The sequence below is a fragment of the Dechloromonas sp. TW-R-39-2 genome (genome assembly GCF_016864195.1).
In the GTDB taxonomy this organism is placed as follows: Bacteria; Pseudomonadota; Gammaproteobacteria; order Burkholderiales; family Rhodocyclaceae; genus Azonexus.
In genome coordinates this window covers 3,132,501-3,150,565 of record NZ_CP045202.1, presented here as the reverse complement: position 1 = coordinate 3,150,565, position 18,065 = coordinate 3,132,501, and the positions used below count along the sequence as shown (strand labels likewise).

At 57.6% G+C, this 18,065-nt stretch carries 14 protein-coding genes, 1 tRNA gene and 2 rRNA genes (1 of these 17 only partly in view); 9 read left to right on the top strand and 8 right to left on the bottom strand.

The window, feature by feature from the left end:
* Positions 1 to 9: 9 nt before the first annotated feature.
* A complete protein-coding gene (locus GBK02_RS15255; RefSeq protein WP_203467457.1) occupies positions 10 to 2,289 on the bottom strand; it encodes an EAL domain-containing protein in 2,280 nt (759 codons plus the stop codon).
* A 116-nt stretch (positions 2,290 to 2,405) separates the two neighbouring features.
* On the opposite strand from GBK02_RS15255, the gene crcB reads away from it, so the two are divergent.
* The 5 genes from crcB to GBK02_RS15230 all read left to right on the top strand — a co-directional run bounded on the left by crcB (position 2,406) and on the right by GBK02_RS15230 (position 8,602).
* Entirely contained in the window at positions 2,406 to 2,795 is a 390-nt protein-coding gene (gene crcB, locus GBK02_RS15250; protein ID WP_203467456.1) for a fluoride efflux transporter CrcB, read from the top strand.
* A 73-nt stretch (positions 2,796 to 2,868) separates the two neighbouring features.
* The gene (locus GBK02_RS15245; protein WP_203469434.1) at positions 2,869 to 3,078 is read left to right on the top strand and encodes a hypothetical protein; all 210 of its coding nucleotides are present in this window, start codon (positions 2,869 to 2,871) and stop codon (positions 3,076 to 3,078) included.
* A 109-nt stretch (positions 3,079 to 3,187) separates the two neighbouring features.
* On the top strand, positions 3,188 to 7,114 hold the full coding sequence (gene hrpA / locus GBK02_RS15240; protein ID WP_239003063.1) for an ATP-dependent RNA helicase HrpA: 3,927 nt from the start codon (positions 3,188 to 3,190) through the stop codon (positions 7,112 to 7,114).
* Positions 7,107 to 7,841, top strand: a complete 735-nt coding sequence (locus GBK02_RS15235) for an EI24 domain-containing protein (RefSeq protein WP_203467455.1) — start codon at positions 7,107 to 7,109, stop codon at positions 7,839 to 7,841. Before hrpA ends, GBK02_RS15235 begins: the two co-directional genes overlap by 8 nt.
* Entirely contained in the window at positions 7,838 to 8,602 is a 765-nt protein-coding gene (locus GBK02_RS15230; protein ID WP_203467454.1) for a molybdopterin-binding protein, read from the top strand. The genes GBK02_RS15235 and GBK02_RS15230 overlap by 4 nt, the downstream gene beginning before the upstream one ends.
* Before the next feature lie 70 nt (positions 8,603 to 8,672).
* Here GBK02_RS15230 and GBK02_RS15225 read toward each other — a convergent pair whose 3' ends face one another.
* From GBK02_RS15225 to GBK02_RS15200, 6 genes are all read right to left on the bottom strand, one after another.
* Entirely contained in the window at positions 8,673 to 9,254 is a 582-nt protein-coding gene (locus tag GBK02_RS15225) for a phasin family protein (protein WP_203467453.1), read from the bottom strand.
* A gap of 75 nt (positions 9,255 to 9,329) precedes the next feature.
* Positions 9,330 to 9,884, bottom strand: coding sequence for a phasin family protein (locus GBK02_RS15220; RefSeq protein ID WP_203467452.1), 555 nt, complete (start codon positions 9,882 to 9,884; stop codon positions 9,330 to 9,332).
* 241 nt (positions 9,885 to 10,125) lie between these two features.
* Positions 10,126 to 10,728 (bottom strand): lipopolysaccharide transport periplasmic protein LptA, encoded by a 603-nt coding sequence (lptA, locus tag GBK02_RS15215; protein ID WP_203467451.1) that lies wholly within the window; start codon positions 10,726 to 10,728, stop codon positions 10,126 to 10,128.
* Positions 10,725 to 11,306, bottom strand: a complete 582-nt coding sequence (gene lptC, locus GBK02_RS15210) for an LPS export ABC transporter periplasmic protein LptC (protein WP_203467450.1) — start codon at positions 11,304 to 11,306, stop codon at positions 10,725 to 10,727. The genes lptA and lptC overlap by 4 nt, the downstream gene beginning before the upstream one ends.
* On the bottom strand, positions 11,303 to 11,824 hold the full coding sequence (locus GBK02_RS15205; protein WP_203467449.1) for an HAD family hydrolase: 522 nt from the start codon (positions 11,822 to 11,824) through the stop codon (positions 11,303 to 11,305). The genes lptC and GBK02_RS15205 overlap by 4 nt, the downstream gene beginning before the upstream one ends.
* Positions 11,824 to 12,822 carry an SIS domain-containing protein gene (locus GBK02_RS15200; RefSeq protein ID WP_203467448.1) on the bottom strand — a complete coding sequence of 333 codons (999 nt, stop codon included), beginning with the start codon at positions 12,820 to 12,822 and terminating at the stop codon, positions 11,824 to 11,826. Before GBK02_RS15200 ends, GBK02_RS15205 begins: the two co-directional genes overlap by 1 nt.
* A gap of 52 nt (positions 12,823 to 12,874) precedes the next feature.
* Between GBK02_RS15200 and GBK02_RS15195 the strand changes: the two genes are divergently transcribed.
* Positions 12,875 to 14,827, top strand: a complete 1,953-nt coding sequence (locus GBK02_RS15195) for a monovalent cation:proton antiporter-2 (CPA2) family protein (protein WP_203467447.1) — start codon at positions 12,875 to 12,877, stop codon at positions 14,825 to 14,827.
* 26 nt (positions 14,828 to 14,853) lie between these two features.
* Here GBK02_RS15195 and GBK02_RS15190 read toward each other — a convergent pair whose 3' ends face one another.
* A complete protein-coding gene (locus GBK02_RS15190; protein WP_203467446.1) occupies positions 14,854 to 15,498 on the bottom strand; it encodes a prepilin-type N-terminal cleavage/methylation domain-containing protein in 645 nt (214 codons plus the stop codon).
* A 466-nt stretch (positions 15,499 to 15,964) separates the two neighbouring features.
* On the opposite strand from GBK02_RS15190, the gene GBK02_RS15185 reads away from it, so the two are divergent.
* From GBK02_RS15185 to GBK02_RS15175, 3 genes are all read left to right on the top strand, one after another.
* A 16S ribosomal RNA gene (locus tag GBK02_RS15185) occupies positions 15,965 to 17,501 on the top strand.
* A gap of 60 nt (positions 17,502 to 17,561) precedes the next feature.
* Positions 17,562 to 17,638: transfer RNA gene (locus GBK02_RS15180), tRNA-Ile, on the top strand.
* A gap of 295 nt (positions 17,639 to 17,933) precedes the next feature.
* Positions 17,934 to 18,065: ribosomal RNA gene (locus GBK02_RS15175) — 23S ribosomal RNA — on the top strand; it runs 2,748 nt beyond the window's last position.
* Together the 16S and 23S rRNA genes with 1 tRNA gene alongside form the textbook arrangement of a ribosomal RNA operon.

The window sequence follows — 18,065 nt, the reverse complement described above, 5'->3', positions numbered from 1 at the left end:
GGCTTGGACTTAGCCTCTGTTTTTCAGCCAGTCGGCAAATTGTGTGGCCGGAAGCGGTCTGGCAAACAGATAGCCTTGTTGCAGATGGCAGCCAAGCTGCCGCAACGTAGCAGATTGTGTTTCGCTTTCGACGCCTTCGCCGATGGTTTTCAATCCCAATCCCTCGGTCAGCATGATGATCGCTTTGGTGAGGGCCAGATCTTGTGGACTGCTTTCCAGCCGAGCGACGAAGGAGCGGTCCACCTTGAGCGTGGTGACCGGCAGGCGGGACAGGTAGGAGAGTGAGGAATAACCAGTGCCAAAGTCATCGATCGCCAGACCTAGCCCCATCTCGCGCAAGGCGGCCAGATTGTCGCTGGCCGTGGTGTTGGGCGTGATCAGCAGGTTTTCCGTGATTTCAAGTTCGATGCGGCTGGCCGGAATGCCGGTTTCATCCAGTATCTGTTTCACCGTTCGGACAAAGTGGGCGTGCGCTAGCTGCCGAGGTGACAGATTGACGGCCAGCGCCACCGCATGGCCGTTGTTTTCAGGCCATTGAGCAGCCTGCCGACAGGCTTCGCGCAGCACCCATTCACCGATGGCCTCGATCTGTCCGGTACTTTCGGCCAGGGAAATGAAACGCTCCGGGCTGATCAGGCCGAGGCTGGGCTGGTGCCAGCGCAACAAGGCCTCGGCGGCAAAGACCCGGTGATTCCGGGTGTCCATGATCGGCTGAAAGGCGAGCTGGAACTCATTGTTGGCCAGCGCGTGCTGCAGGCAGTCCTCCAGTTCCATGCGTTCGCGGATATGTCGCGCCAGGTCCTGGTCATACATGCAGGCCAGGTTGCGGCCGTTTTCCTTGGCCCGGTACATGGCGGCATCTGCGCTGGCCATCAATTGGGTCGGGTCGCTGCCATCCTGCGGGAAAAGGCTGATGCCGATGCTGCTCGTGACGCGGATGTCGCGTTCGGCAAAGCGCATCGGTTCGTTGAATTGCTGGAGAATCTTGCCAGCAATGGCGCCTGCATCTTCAACCGAGGCAACCTCGGGGAGCAGGATGGCAAACTCGTCGCCGCCGAAGCGTGACACGGTGTCGCTTTCACGAACGCAGGTTCGCAACCAGGTGGCCGCCGTACGCAAAACCTCATCGCCGGTGGCATGGCCGAGCGAGTCGTTGATCCGCTTGAAATTGTCCAGATCGATGAACAGCAGGGCGAGTGATTGTTTTTTACGCTCCGCAGCCTGCATCGCTTTGTGCAGCCGGTCTTCGAAAAGAAAGCGGTTGGGCAAGCCGGTGCTGGCATCGTGGCTGGCTTGCCAGGCGATACGCTCGTGCAGGGCGCTCTGGCTGCGTCGCTGGCGCAAGATGGCAAGCAGCAAGCCGAGGACAATCAGCAGCCCGGTGACGCCTATCGTGCCCGGAAGCCAGAGGCTGCGTCGCCAGGTCGCACTGATGATTTCTTCATTGGCCGATACATTGATCACTAGCCCGTGCGTGGGTAGTGTGCGATAGGCAACGCTGCGCGGTACCCCGTCAATCGAGCTGATCGCACGGTAAAAGCCGTTGGCTGCGCGGGGCTGGTGATGACGGAACAGATCGATTTCCGAATAATCCTTGGCAAAGGCATCCGGGACCAGCGGATAGCGTGCCAGCAAACGCGCATCAAGCCGGTAGAGTGCCGCTGCGCCGCCTTCGAAGGGGATGGCGCTACGGTAATAGTCGGTGAGTTTTTCGACATCGAGGCCAACATAAATAGCGCCGCGAAATTCACCACGGCGATTTTCACGGCGCAGCGTGAAGGCGATCGCCCAGCGTTTTGTTTTCTTGCCAAAAATCGGGCGACCGATTCGAACCCTGTTTTCACCGATGCCGTCACGCGCATCGATGAAGTATTCACGGTCGCTGTAATTCGGCGGCGGCGAGGGAATGGCAAATGAGCTGGTGAGCAATTCACCACGGGCGCCGACGACATTGATCGAATTGACGGCCGGGAAATCGGCGGTGCGCCGGCGCAGCATGCGTGTTGCCTCTTCGACACCGGCCGGCGTGTTGAGGTCGATTTGCGCAAGATCTGATTCGATATTGTGCAAAAGCACGTCGATCGACTGGAATGTGCGTTCGGTGTATTCGGCCAGCGCCGTTGCCAGCAATCCCAGGTTGCGCTCGCTGTCCTGGAAGGCGCGCTCGCGCCGGGCATAGGTTTCGTAGATCGTCAGTGTAACGATCAGGCTGACCAGAATCATGCCGGCCAGAAGTAGGCGAATGATGGGAGGCGGCTTGTGAAAACCGGCTTCGAGACCCTCGTTCAAGACATTTTCTCCGAATGTTTGACTTCAATATAGCAGCAAGCCGAGCAAAGCGAGGTGTTGGCGATGCAGGCGCGGTGTCATCCGCAGGTAAAATAAGGCTCTACTTAGGGGGCGCGATGACAGGTTCTGGATTTTTTGCGGTAGGTTTGGGCGCAGCCTTGGGGGCGTGGTCACGCTGGCTGCTGGGCGTGGGCCTGAATCCGATCTTTGTTGCCGTTCCGCTTGGCACGCTGGCGGCCAATTTGATTGGCGGTTATCTGATCGGCGTCGCGGTGGGCGTGTTCCACCTCAACTCTGGCCTGCCTCCTGCGCTCAAGCTGTTTGCAATTACCGGGTTTCTCGGCGGCCTGACGACTTTCTCCAGCTTTTCCGCCGAAGTCGTCGAGCGCATGCTGGCGGGCCAGCCCGGCTGGGCGATCGGCCTGGCCTCCCTGCATCTGGCTGGTTCGCTGACCGCTACCTACCTGGGGCTGCTGACCGTTGGCGCCACGCGCATCTGGTCTTGAACTTCTGCTTGCCTTGCCGGCCAAAGGCCGGTGTTTTGATTGATTGACGAAGGATATTCGCTTGAGCGCCACCATGACCTACGAGGAACACCTCGATGAAGTTACGACCCAGATTACCGAGCGCTATGAAATAAGCGACGAAGCGGCCATACGCATGGTCATGCAGGCGCAGGAGGATGAGTATTTTTCCCCGCACGACGATGATCCGAAAATCTGCACGCTGGAGCGTGCCGGGCGTGACGCCAAGTGGGTGTTCAAGACCTACGGCAAAAAGCGCGGCTGAGCTTTTTCCAGGAAGCCGCTCAATACATGGATTAAGCCGGAATTTTCCTGCAAAATTCGCGGCTTAACTTTTGCAGGAATTGAATGTGCCGGTGAGCGCATTCCAGGTAATGGCCAAACACAACGAGCATGGAAAAACACGACAGGAGTCGGGCGAACGCCTGCTCTGTCTGACATCTGATTTTGGCCGCCTGCGCGGCATGCAGCGCAACATGCTGCGGTCTACGGGTGAAAAACGCGAAAAACTGCAGGCGGACTTTGCGGCCTTGCTCGAAAAGTCCCGTGCCACCCTGCTCAAGCGCCAGGCGGCATTGCCCAAACCCGAATTCCAGGCCGATCTGCCGGTCAATGAGCGGCGTAGCGAGATCGCCGAGCTGATCAAGAAGCATCAGGTCGTGATTGTTTGCGGTGAAACCGGTTCGGGCAAGACGACGCAGTTGCCAAAAATTTGTCTTGAGCTCGGGCGCGGTGCAGCCGGCCTGATCGGCCACACCCAGCCGCGCCGGCTGGCGGCGCGTTCGGTCGCGACGCGTCTGGCGCAGGAATTAAAAACCCAGGTCGGTGCCGGTGTTGGCGTCAAGATCCGCTTCCAGGATCGGTCGACCGCGGAATCCTGGGTCAAGCTGATGACCGACGGCATCCTGCTCGCCGAATCGCAGTCCGATCCCTATCTCAGCGCCTACGACACGATCATCATTGACGAGGCGCACGAGCGCAGCCTGAACATCGATTTCCTGCTCGGCTACCTCAAGCAACTGCTGCCGAAGCGCCCCGACCTGAAGGTGATCATTACCTCGGCGACGATCGATGCCGAGCGGTTTTCGCAGCATTTCAGCGGCGCACCGGTGATTGAGGTTTCCGGACGGCTTTTCCCGGTCGACATCCGTTATCGGCCGATTTCCGATCTGGAAAAGGAAGACGACGAGCGCGATCTCTACGAGGCGATTACCGATGCGGTCGACGAACTGGCCCGCCTCGGCCCCGGCGATACGCTGGTTTTCCTGCCCGGCGAGCGTGAAATCCGCGAAGCGGCCGAGGCGCTGCGCAAGCGCCACCCGCCGCATACCGAAATCCTGCCGCTGTTCTCGCGTCTCTCGGCCGGCGACCAGGACCGCATTTTCAAGCCATCCGGGGCGCGGCGCATCGTACTGGCGACCAATGTCGCCGAAACCTCGCTGACCGTGCCGGGTATCCGCTACGTAGTCGATAGCGGTCTGGCCCGGGTCAAGCGTTACTCGTATCGCAACAAGGTCGAGCAGTTGCAGATCGAGCGTATTTCGCAGGCCGCGGCGCGCCAGCGGGCCGGGCGTTGCGGCCGGGTTTCGGCCGGCGTCTGCATTCGCTTGTACGACGAACTCGATTTCAATGCCCGTGCGCCGTTCACCGATCCGGAAATCCTGCGTTCCAGTCTGGCTGGCGTCATCCTGCGGATGAAGTCGCTGAAGCTGACCGAGGTTGAGAATTTTCCCTTCATCGAGCCGCCGCCGCCCAAGGCGATTGCCGACGGCTACGCCTTGCTCCAGGAACTGGGCGCGCTGGATGACGAAAACCGCCTGACCAAGGTCGGCGAGGCGCTGGCCCGCTTGCCGCTCGATCCGCGCATCGGCCGCATGCTGGTTGCGGCGCGCGATCTCGGTTGCCTCAAGGAGGTGATGGTGATTGCCGCCGGCCTGTCGGCGCAGGACCCGCGCGAGCGGCCGCAGGAGCGCCAGCAGGCGGCGGATGAAAAGCACAAGTTGTTCGCCGACGAAAAGTCGGAATTCCTCGGCTGGTGGAAGTTGTGGAACTGGTTCCAGAATGCAGTCGAGCACAAGAAGTCGAACAAGCAGCTGATCGACAATTGCCACGCGCATTTCCTGTCCTACTTGCGGATGCGTGAATGGCGCGAGGTGCACGGCCAGTTGCACGCCATGATCGGCGAACTGGGCTGGAAGGAAAACGAGATTCCCGGCACCTTCGAGGCCATCCACCAGGCGCTGCTTGCCGGCCTCCTCGGCAACCTCGGCTGCAAGTCGGACGAGTCCGGCTATTACCTCGGTGCGCGCGGTATCCGCTACCTGATTCACCCCTCGTCACCACTGCAGAAGAAGGCCGGCAAGTGGATCATGGCGGCCGAGATCACCGAAACGACCAAGCTCTTCGGTCGCTGTGTCGCTCGAATAGAACCCGACTGGCTGGAGAGAGTGGGCGCTCACTTGATCAAGCGCAGCTACTTCGATCCACACTGGGAAAAGAAGTCGATGCAGGTTTCGGCCTGGGAGCGCACGACGCTGTATGGCGTGGTGATCAATCCCAAGCGACGGGTTCATTACGGTCCGATGGCGCCGTCCGAAGGGCGTGAGATCTTCATCCGCCAGGGCCTGGTCGGCGAAGAAATCGACGATGCCTTCGCCAGGCGCTGGCCGTTCTTTCAGCACAACCAGAAGCTGATCCGCGAGATCGAGCATCTCGAACACAAGCAGCGGCGTCAGGATGTGCTGGTCGATGACGAGTTGATCTACGCTTTCTACGACCACCTACTGCCCGAAGGTATCCACAACGGCGCCACCTTCGATCATTGGCGCAAGGAAGCTGAGCGCGACAATCCGAAGCTGCTGTTCCTGGCCAAGGATGATCTGATGCGCCATTCGGCGGCCGGGGTGACCACCGAAGCCTTCCCGCATCACCTCAAGGTCGGTGGAGCGGAGTATGCGCTCACCTACCATTTTGAGCCCGGTTCGCCGCGGGATGGCGTGACTTTGGCTTTGCCTCTGGCGCAACTCAACCAGATCCCGGTGCTGCGCATGGAGTGGCTGGTGCCCGGCTTGCTCAAGGAAAAACTGGTCCAGTTGATCAAGACGCTGCCGCAACGTATCCGCGCCAAGCTGGTGCCGGTGCCGGAATTTGTCGAAGAATTCATGTCGACCGTGGCAAACGACGATCGCAAGATGAACCAGGGCCTGATCGCCCCGTTGATCGATTACATCCTGACGGCACGCGGCCTGAATGCACGCGGCTGGGCGGTGACGCCGGATGCTTTCCGGCCGGATGCCTTGCCGCTGCATTTTTCGATGAACTACAAACTGCTCGACGAGCATGGCCGGCAACTCGACATGGGGCGCAGCCTGGTCCAATTGCGGGCCGACTGGGGGCGTGAGGCGAAGCAGGAATTTGCCGAGCTGCACGAGACGCCTTCGGAATACACCAAGCTGACCGACTGGACTTTCGGCGAATTGCCGGAGTTGATGGAAGTGCCGGTCGCCGGCCAGACCGTACTCGGCTATCCGGGCCTGACCGATGATGGCGAGACGGTCAGCCTGAAAGTTTTCGATTCGGCCGAGGAAGCCGCCGAGGCGCATCGTGCCGGCCTGCTCCGCCTGTTCATGCTGCAGTTCCGCGAACAGGTGAAGTATTTCGACAAGAACGTGCCGGGCCTGACCCAGATGGGCATGCAATACATGGCACTGGGTACGACCGAGGAATTGAAGCGTCAGATCGTCGATCTGACTTTCGAGCGCGCCTGCCTGAGCGAGCCCTTGCCAGCCGATGCCGCCGCCTTCAAAGCGCGTTGTGCCGAGGCCAAGGCACGTCTTGGTCTGATCATGCAGGAAGTCTGCCGCATGGTTGGTGCCGTGCTCACCGAATGGCAGGCCGTCAGCAAAAAACTCCCAGCTTTCAAGGCGCATGCTGCTGCGACGCAGGATATCGAGGCGCAATCGAAACGCCTGCTCGGCAAGCGCTTCATCATCGAGACCCCGTTTGAGCGTCTGCAGCACTATCCGCGTTATCTCAAGGGAATTCAGGTCCGGCTCGACAAACTGAAGGCCGATCCGGCACGCGATGTCCGTTTGATGGCCGAATACGCACCGTTGTGGACCAGTTACGAACGGCGTTTTCTGCAACTCGCCAAGCAGGGCGCCAGCGATCCGCAGATCGAGCAGTTCCGCTGGTTGATGGAAGAGTTGCGGATCAGCCTGTTTGCCCAGGAATTGCGGACGCCGGTGCCGGTGTCGACCAAGCGCCTGCAGAAACAATGGGAGGGGATTCAGCATGGCTGAGGTAATGCTCGCCTTGATGCGTACGCTGGCTAGCCTGCGCCAGGGGAAAATCTGGGCGTATGTGCTGCTGCCGGCCCTGTTTTCGCTCGTGTTGTCGATCGGCCTGGCCGTCTGGGGGCTGGGGGCGCTGGTCGAGCAGATGATGGCCTACCCGCCGATGACTTTCCTGGTCGGCTGGGGGCTGCTCTGGCTGGCGCATATCCTGGCCTATCTGGGGGGCTGGATGGCGATTTTCGCCGTCGCCTACCTGACGGCCTCGCTGCTTGCCGCCATCCTGATCCTGCCATTGATGCTCAAGCACCTGGCGCAGACCGAATATCAGGATGTGGCGCCGATGGGGCGTGACAGTTTTGTCGCTGCTGCGGTCAACAGCGTTTGGGCATCAATTTTGTTCGTCGGAGGCTGGTTGCTGACTTTGCCGCTCTGGCTGGTGCCCGGGTTTTCGCTGATCGTCCCGATGTTGCTGATGGCCTGGCTGAATCGCCGGACCTTTGCCTATGATGCCTTGTCGATGCATGCGACGGATGCGGAGTGGCATGTCCTTCGGGCTCAAGGCAAGGGGCCGATGTTCATGCTCGGCTTGAGCATGGCGCTTTTGGCTCACTTACCGGTGGTCGGCCTGCTGGTGCCGGCGCTTGCCGCACTGTCATTCATCCATTATGGCTTGGAGTCCCTGCGCCGGACGCGCGCCGGGGCATTGGTCACTATCGTTGGAGAACGGATATGAGTCGTACTTTTGGTGCGGTTATCGTCGGCGATGAAATACTGTCCGGCAAACGCCAGGACAAGCATTTCGCCAGGATCGCTGAAATGCTGGGGGCGCGTGGCCTGAGCTTGAGCTGGGTCGAGTACCTGGGCGACGATCGCCAGCGTCTGGCTGCGACCTTCCGTCGTACGATGGCCGCGGGCGATGTGGTGTTTTCCTGTGGCGGCATCGGTAATACGCCGGATGATCACACGCGTCAGGCGGTTGCAGCTGCGCTGGGTGTCGGACTGGAACTGCATCCCGTCGGCTTCGAGGAAATCAAGGTGCGCTTTGCCAATGAAGAAATTACCGAGCAGCGCAAGCAACTGGTGACTTTCCCGGCGGGGGTGCAAATCGTGCCCAATCCGTTCAACCGGATTCCCGGCTTCATGGCCAACGACCACTATTTCGTACCGGGTTTTCCGCAAATGGCTCATCCAATGATCGAATGGGCGCTTGATACCTTCTACGCCGATCTGTTCAAGCCCGTCGACAGCAAGGTTGAAAAGGCTTTTTTGCTGACCGGCCCGCATGCCTATGAAAGTGCGCTGCTCGACCTGATGGAGCGTATCGTCAAGGATTACCCGACGCTGCGTCTGTTTTCACTGCCATCCTTGATCGGCAAGGAGCGCAAGCATCTTGAACTGGGTGTTGAAGGTGCGCCGCAGTTGGTCGATCAAGCCATGCAGGAAATTCGTTGCGAAATCGAAGCGCGCAAGATTGATTGGGTCTGGCGACCGTAGGCGAATCTTGCGGTCGACGTGAAAAAGCCCGCAAATTGCGGGCTTTTCATTGTGCAGCAGAGACGCCGGATTACTTGGCGGCGGTCTTGCGGGCTGCGGCGGTGGTTGCGCTGACAGCCTTGGCAGCCGGCTTGGCAACGACGGTCTTGCCTGCGGCTTGCAGGTTGGCTTCGGCGATATCGGACAATTGCTTGGCCATACCGGTCATGTTGTCGAAAGCCTTGGTCGAAGCATTGAGCATCGATTGCATCGTGGCGGCAAACACATCGCCGCCGACCGGTGCGGAGGTCTTGGCTTTTTCAACAGCGCTGGTGGCGTTCTTGGTGAAGCTGCTGTACTGGGCTTCCATGACGGAAGTCACTTCCTTCTGCATTTCGGAAACCAGTTCATACACATTGCGCGAATAGTCCATCCACTTCTCTGCGCCAGGCTGGGCGAGGGTGGTGTTGAGCTTGGCGATTTCGTTCACGTCCTTGGCAGCCATCAATTGCTGGGTGCTGGCCACGGTGTTGTTGAAAAACTCGCGGGAAGCAGCCATGTTCAGGGCGGTCAGGCGCTCGACGCCGTTGAAGGCGGTGCGCAGCAGGGCCATCATGACTTCGGCGTTGGCTTTTTGGGCGGCGGTCAGTTGTTCGATATTCGGGTTGCTCATCATCTTCTCCAGTCTATTTTGGTGGGTATGGATGAAACAAAGCCCCCGGTCTCACGGGGGCTTTTTACAGCTTGATTACTTCTTCTTGGAAGCAGCAGCGGAGGCGCCAACAGCCTTGACGGTTGCGTTGGTAGCGGCAGCAACATTGGCTTCAGCGATTTCAGCAACTTGCTTGGCAGCCTTGTTCATGTTGTCGAAAGCGGAGTTGGCAGCAGCGATGGCGCTCTTGACGGCAGCAACGGCAACGTCAGAACCAGCCGGAGCGGACTTGGCAGCTTGATCCAGCAGGCCGGCAACGGTCTTCTGGAAATCGCCGAACTGGGATTCGACCATCTTGGAAACTTCTTCCTGGGTCTGAGCGGAGATTTCATACACGGAACGGGAGTAGGCAACAGCCTTCTCGACATTCGGCTGGGCCAGGGAAGCCTGGATCGACAGGGCTTCCTGAACGTCCTTGGCACCCATCAGGGCCTTGGCGCCGGAGACGGAGTCTTCGACCAGCGAACGGGCGGTGTTCAGGTTCAGGGCAGCAATGCGCTCGGCAGATGCCAGGGCGGTGTTGGCCAGGGACAGCAGGGAGTCAACGGTTGCCTTGTTGGCGGAAGCGAATTGCTCAGGGGTCTTGAACATAGTGAATCTCCTAAAATTAAAGGTCATGCAAAACAGTCAGAAAGCTGTCGCAGCGCACTTTGTTAAAGCGATGTTGCACCGCACCATGTCTATAATTATAGGCGTGAATACTACAATGTCAACCCTTGATTTGTGCACTGCACAAATTTTGTATTTTCGATTTGTAAACAATGTGTTGCAGTGGTTTTCTAAATTGTATTTCAGGTGTTGTTTTGCGTTGCACCACTACTGGTTTTGTCGCTCATTCCCGGATGGGCGCAGCTTGCAGTCCGCCAGCGCCTTTCAGCTCAAGACGGTCGCCACGGCTGGTGTTGGTTTCAGGCTGGGTGCCCTTGCTTTTCGGTTGAATAACGGCGCGAACGCGGGCTGGTGGGCCTTTCGGATTGGATGATTCGCCGGCCGTCACCAGGTATTTTTCACTGACTGCGTCGTACCAGATGTAGTCGCCCTTGACCTGGTCTTCACCGCTCCTGACCCAGGCGCGATGAAACAGTTCGGCAACTTCCTTGTTGGTGTCGTATTCGATGCGTTCGGCTTCTCCATCGACGTACTCTTCCTTGCCCTCGCGTTTTTGGCGGAAGCGTGCGAGGCCGTCCTTGCCCGAAAAGGCGGTTCCTTTCTGGAAACCATATTTATCTTCGGTGACGACGACGCGATCTGCTTTGAGAATCATCGTACCTTTGGTGATGATGACGTCGCCTTCGAGAATCTGAATCTTTTTGGCGTCATCGATCGAAATTCTGTTGGCCTCCAGTTGCATGGGTTTGTCGCGGTCGGCTCTTTCGGCAAGTGCGTGTGGTGCGACAAGGGTGCAGAGGGTGAGGGTGGCGATGCGAAGGATCATTTCGAAGCCTTGGGTCGGATATAAAGGCCGGTTACCTGTGATTGCAGCACGAGGGTGGCATTATTGTTGTCAAGGTTGGCACCAATGCCCTTGACCCAGGATTGGCCCTGGGTGATTTCAACGGCATTGTTCGTAAAGGCAGTACCGGCATCCGGCTTGGCGGTCAGATCTGGCATGCGTGCCATCATTTCCGGGCGGGTGGGTGTGGCGGCCCGGGTGAGTACGACGTCATCCCACAGGTAAACGGTTTCCCCCTTCGAGGTGACCTTGCCGTTTTTGCTGGAGACGGTGACCGGGGGTGCCTCGGGGCGGTAGCTGGTCAAGACTGGTGATTTGAGTTCGGAGCTGTCATCGTCCGGGTAGTGCACCAGATAGGGGGCGGTCAGGCGATATTTGACTTGTCCGTCCTCGTTGAAGCGGCGTGCAATGAAGTTTTCGGCAATCGCATCAGGGTCGTGGCGCAGCTTGCTGTCATGTCGCTGCTCTTCCTGGTCGACCGTTTTCTGCAGCCAGAAACTGAGCGCGGCCAGCAAGGCCAGCAGGATGATCGGGAAGAGTTGGCTGGGCCAGTGTTTCATGGAAGATAGGGGGCGAAGGCGATATCGAGTTTGTCTTGCGCGGCAAGAATGAGTTCGATGGCTTCACGTACGGCGCCGTGACCACCTGCGGCCCGGGTAGTGACATGGGCGTGGCGCTGGACGATGGGGCGAGCATTGGCGGGGGCGATGGCCAGACCCGATTGGGCCATGACAGCGAGGTCGATCAGGTCGTCACCCATGAATGCACATTCCGACCATTCGAGCGAAAGTTGCTGTCGCAGGCTGTCGACCGTGGCTTTTTTGTTCGATACGCCTTGATGGACATGTTCGATTCCCAAGTCGGCCGCGCGGCAGGCCACTACGCCCGAGGTTCTTCCGGTCACAATGGCCACGTGAAAGCCGAGGCGCTGCAGCAGCTTGATGCCCAGGCCATCCTGAACGTTGAATGTTTTGAGTTCTCCGCCATGGTCGTCGTAGTGCAGGCCGCCATCGGTCATGACGCCATCAATGTCGAAAGCGATCAGCCGGATTGATGCGGCGCGGGTGTTGGCATCCATTAAATAACTTTCGCAGTAAAAAGGTCATGCATATTGAGCGCGCCTTGCAACCGATTTTCAGTATCGGCGACAAGCAGTGCATTGATCCGCAGGCGCTCCATCATTTCGACGGCTTCGACAGCCAGTCGGTCCGGCCCTATGGTTCTGGGGGAACTGTGCATGATGGTCGAAATGGCCGCTTGCTGTAATTCAATGCGCTTTTCAAAGGCTCGGCGTAAATCGCCATCGGTGAAAATGCCGAGAATGGTTTGCTGCTCGTCGGTAATCGCTACCAGGCCGAGTCCGCCGCGGGACATTGCAATGATTGCATCGGTGATGTTTGTTTCGGGGGGGACAGCGGGGACTTGCTGGCCGGAACGCATGACATCGCGGACATGCGTCAGCAGACGGCGCCCGAGAGAGCCGCCGGGGTGGGAGCGGGCAAAGTCGTCCGGGCTGAAGCCACGCGCATCGAGAAGCGCTACGGCCAGCGCATCGCCCAGTGCAAGCGCGGCTGTCGTGCTGGCGGTTGGTGCCAGGTTGTGTGGACAGGCTTCCTGGGCAACGCCAGCATCAAGGTGAATGTCGGCCTCGCGGGCGAGCGTCGAAGTTGCTACACCCGTCATTGAAATTAGTTTTGCACCCTGACGCTTGATCTGGGGGACGATACGCAGCAATTCTTCCGACTCGCCGGAGTTGGACAGGGCCAGCAGGACATCGTCTCGCGTAATCATGCCAAGATCGCCGTGGCTGGCCTCGGCCGGGTGTACGAAGTAAGCCGGGGTGCCGGTGCTGGCCATGGTTGCTGCAATCTTGCGGGCAATATGCCCTGATTTGCCCATGCCGCTGACAATGACGCGGCCATGACTGTTCAGAATCAATTCGACTGCTTGAGCAAAGTCGTCATTAATTCTATTAATTAATGCGTCGACCGCGGCAGCTTCAATGCTCAGGGTTTGCCGACCCAGAGCCAGAGCGCGTTCCGACGAAAAATGAGGGAGATTTTGGCTTGGGTTCATGAGCTGCCTGCGGTTATGATGGCCGAAGTATACCTGACTTCGTGAAACGGCCTTGAGCGCACTCTCCCTCGTCCTTCTGCTATTAGGCGCTTCGGTGCTCGCCGTGGTGATATTTCGCCGTTTCAACCTGCCGCCGGTGCTTGGTTATCTTCTTGTCGGCAGTCTGATCGGGCCGCATGCGCTGAACTTGATGGAAGATGTCACGCGGGCGCAGTACCTTGCCGAGTTCGGTGTCGTCTTCCTGATGTTCTCGATCGGCCTGGAGTTCTCGCTGCCCAAGCTTTATGCCATGAAGCGCATTGTGTTTGGCTTGGGGCTGCTGCAGGTTCTGCTCTCGGTGGCGCTGATTGGCGGCATCGTCATTTCCTTTGGTTTGAGCTGGCAGCTCGGTGTCGCGCTGGGCGGCGTCTTCGCGATGTCGTCAACGGCAGTGCTGACCAAGTTGCTGGCCGAGCGCATGCAGCTTGATTCAGCTCATGGGCGTGAAGTGATGGGGGTTCTGCTCTTTCAGGATCTTGCCGTCGTTCCCTTGCTGGTCCTGATTCCCTCTTTGAGCCAGCCGCCGGAAAAACTGGCGATGATGCTGGGCGTTGCATTACTCAAGGCGATTGTTGTCTTGGCGGTCATTCTGGTCTTTGGCCAGCAACTGATGCGCAAGTGGTTTCATTTTGTGGCCAGGGCAAAGTCTTCCGAAGTGTTTGTGCTGAATGTTTTGTTGATTACGCTGGGGCTGGCCTATGTAACAGAACTGGCCGGTCTTTCCCTCGCGTTGGGCGCTTTTGTCGCCGGGATGCTGATTTCGGAAACTGAATTCCGCTTGCAGGTGGAGGAGGACATCAAGTCTTTCCGCGACGTGCTGATGGGCCTCTTTTTTGTCACGATCGGCGTCAAGCTCGACTTGAGTATTCTGCTCGGTCTTTGGTGGCAAATACTCCTGGCGCTGGCCGCGTTGTTGATTGTGAAGAGTTTGATGGTCGGGGTTTTGTCCTGGCGCCTTGGTGCATCTCCAGGCAACGCGATCCGCTCGGCGCTATGGCTTTGTGCGGGCGGTGAATTCGGCTTTGTGCTGCTGGGTGAAATCATGCATCTACCCAAGTCGGTTGAGCAGATTGCGCTGACTGTTCTGGTTTTGTCGATGCTGGTTGCTCCATTCATTGTTCAATACAGTGAAAAGCTGGTGATGCGCTTTGTTGCCAGCGAGTGGTTATTGCGCTCGATGCAACTGACGCGAATTGCTGCTCAGTCGATGGGGGCCGAGAAACATGCGATCTTGTGTGGGTTTGGCAGAAACGGCCAATACCTGGCCCGCTTTCTCGGGCAGGAGGGTGTCAACTATATAGCGCTCGATTTAGACCCCGATCGCGTCAGGGAAGCATCGGCTGGCGGCGAGAGTGTTGTGTTTGGTGATTCGGGGCGGAAAGAGTCGCTGATGGCGGCTGGTTTGATGCGCGCGAGTGTTGTCATCATTACGATCAACGATACGCCGCTGGCGGAAAAGATTTTGCACCATGTGCAGGAGTTGCGTCCCGACCTGCCTGTTGTTGTACGTACGTCGGATGAGCGTGATCTTGCCCGGCTGTCAAAGGCGGGGGCGGCAGAAGTTGTTCCCGAGACGCTGGAGGCCAGTCTGATGTTGGCCTCGCATGCTCTTGTGCTGGTCGGTGTGCCAATCAATCGGGTGCTGAAGCGTATTCGTCAGGCCAGAACCCAGCGCTATCGATTGCTACGCGGATTCTTCCATGGCCTCTCTGACAGCGATGAGGATGATGAGTATCAGTCCCGGCTTCATTCTGTATGGCTCGCACCCGGCGCGGCAGGGATAGGGCAGACATTGGCGCAGCTTGATATGGAAAGTTTTGGTTGCGAGGTCAGTGCAATTCGTCGCCGGGGAATTCGTGCAGTCGAGCCGGCGCCCGAGACGCGCTTGGAGGTCGGGGATGTCGTCGTTGTTCTTGGTGATCCCGAGGCTGTTTCTGCCGCTGAGCAGCGCTTGCTGCAAAAGTAAAACCCGCCGTGGCGGGATTCGCTTTATTAAAGTGACTTGCAAACAACGTAGACCGCAGTACTGTCTTCGCTATACACGGCGGAGTCTGCCAGTTTTGTACTGAGCTCGGTCGCTTTGTCTGACCCACGAACTGCACCGGTGCCAGGTTTGCCATCGTCGAGCAGGGTGTCAATTGCCCCGGCAATTTTTCCAGATAAGCCGCTGGAACAAATGGTCAGCCCGTTGTTGCCTAGGGCGCCGTTCTGTACCTGCAAGAAGCCACCTGCCGAATTTTGCGGCGCAATTTTGCTGCTGGGGTCGCCGGCGACGAATCCGGAGAGGCGAAGATGTTGCCAAAGCTTGCAGTTTTCGGAGTCTTTGGCTGTGTCTGCAGCGCAATTCAGGATGGACGCGACACTTCCATCGTCAAGGGAGCCATTCCCGTTGCCCTTTCCGGCCTGAGGGCTGGTCCAGCGACTGTCAGCAAGGTCATCGTCGCCGGGTAGCTTTCTGTAGCGATCCTGGTAGCCATAGATTGCAACCGTGATGTTGCTGAAATCGGCCGCCACGCTCTTGATGCGCGCCTGCGTGATGAGCTCCTGCCCTTTCAGAGCGCCTCCCAGTAGTAGTCCAATGATGATCAGGACGATGGCTATTTCCACAAGCGTGAACCCGCGTTGATTTTGTGTCATTGATTTCTCCATTACAGGTTGTATCGAACAACGGCAAAATTGCCATGGGCATAATATACCTATTTGGCATTTTTGGCTGGCGGCGCTTTTGGTTCGAGTTTGGATTCGAATAGGAAAAAAATCGACGAACTGCTTGACTGCGATTTTAGTGTGTATATAATTCGCCCTCTTCGCTGCTGCCGGGGTTTCCGGCGGAAGGGAAGAAGAAGTTGGTAGGAAAAAAGAAGTGAGAAAGTGCTTGACGAGATGTAGGAAGTGCTTCATAATCTCGCTTCTCTGCTGCAGACGAATCGAAAGAAACGGCGCGGTAGCGATCTTTAAAAATTTGAACAACCGATAGGTGTGGGTGCCTTGATGCGAAGCGACGCAAGTCGCAAAAAAGTATTAAGGCAATCACACGGATGGAGAGATCCATCGAGGTAGAAGTAAAAATTCTACCGTCAGTGAATTGCGAGTGTTTTGGATTGAACTGAAGAGTTTGATCCTGGCTCAGATTGAACGCTGGCGGCATGCCTTACACATGCAAGTCGAACGGTAACAGGGAGCTTGCTCCGCTGACGAGTGGCGAACGGGTGAGTAATGTATCGGAACGTACCTTTCAGTGGGGGATAACGTAGCGAAAGTTACGCTAATACCGCATATTCTGTGAGCAGGAAAGCAGGGGACCTTCGGGCCTTGCGCTGATTGAGCGGCTGATATCAGATTAGCTAGTTGGTGAGGTAAAGGCTCACCAAGGCGACGATCTGTAGCGGGTCTGAGAGGATGATCCGCCACACTGGAACTGAGACACGGTCCAGACTCCTACGGGAGGCAGCAGTGGGGAATTTTGGACAATGGGGGCAACCCTGATCCAGCCATGCCGCGTGAGTGAAGAAGGCCTTCGGGTTGTAAAGCTCTTTCGGCCGGGAAAAAATCGCATGGGCTAATACCCTGTGTGGATGATGGTACCGGAATAAGAAGCACCGGCTAACTACGTGCCAGCAGCCGCGGTAATACGTAGGGTGCGAGCGTTAATCGGAATTACTGGGCGTAAAGCGTGCGCAGGCGGTTTTTTAAGACAGGCGTGAAATCCCCGGGCTCAACCTGGGAACTGCGCTTGTGACTGGAAGGCTAGAGTACGGCAGAGGGGGTGGAATTCCACGTGTAGCAGTGAAATGCGTAGAGATGTGGAGGAACACCAATGGCGAAGGCAGCCCCCTGGGTCGATACTGACGCTCATGCACGAAAGCGTGGGGAGCAAACAGGATTAGATACCCTGGTAGTCCACGCCCTAAACGATGTCAACTAGGTGTTGGGTGGGTAAAACCATTTAGTACCGGAGCTAACGCGTGAAGTTGACCGCCTGGGGAGTACGGCCGCAAGGTTAAAACTCAAAGGAATTGACGGGGACCCGCACAAGCGGTGGATGATGTGGATTAATTCGATGCAACGCGAAAAACCTTACCTACCCTTGACATGTTCAGAATCCCGAAGAGATTTGGGAGTGCCCGAAAGGGAGCTGGAACACAGGTGCTGCATGGCTGTCGTCAGCTCGTGTCGTGAGATGTTGGGTTAAGTCCCGCAACGAGCGCAACCCTTGTCGTTAATTGCCATCATTTAGTTGGGCACTTTAACGAGACTGCCGGTGACAAACCGGAGGAAGGTGGGGATGACGTCAAGTCCTCATGGCCCTTATGGGTAGGGCTTCACACGTCATACAATGGTCGGTACAGAGGGTTGCCAAGCCGCGAGGTGGAGCCAATCCCAGAAAGCCGATCGTAGTCCGGATCGTAGGCTGCAACTCGCCTGCGTGAAGTCGGAATCGCTAGTAATCGCGGATCAGCATGTCGCGGTGAATACGTTCCCGGGTCTTGTACACACCGCCCGTCACACCATGGGAGCGGGTTCCGCCAGAAGTAGGTAGCCTAACCGCAAGGGGGGCGCTTACCACGGCGGGGTTCGTGACTGGGGTGAAGTCGTAACAAGGTAGCCGTAGGGGAACCTGCGGCTGGATCACCTCCTTTCTAGAGAAAGCATCTCTGGCACCCACAACCTATCGGTTGTTCAGTAGTGGCAACAGACGAGGGTCTGTAGCTCAGTCGGTTAGAGCACCGTCTTGATAAGGCGGGGGTCGTTGGTTCGATTCCAACCAGACCCACCAACGTCTAAACACGGGGATTAGCTCAGCTGGGAGAGCACCTGCTTTGCAAGCAGGGGGTCAACGGTTCGATCCCGTTATCCTCCACCAAAACCTAAAGATAAGCATGGGTGTTTATCTTTGGCTTTTGGAAACGAAATGCCACGCTCTTTAACAAATTGGAAGAAGGTTGTATTGCTGATGCTGATGAGGCATTGGCAGTACGTTGTGATTGCATCGATCGTTATTTCTTAGTCGGGATAACGGTCGCACAAAGATTTGCCTGTAGCCGCTCTCGCGAGAGAGGACAAGGTTATAGGATCAAGCGACTAAGTGCATGTGGTGGATGCCTTGGCGATCACAGGCGATGAAGGACGTGCAAGCCTGCGAAAAGCGGGGGGGAGCTGGCAATGAAGCTTTGATCCCCCGATATCCGAATGGGGAAACCCGG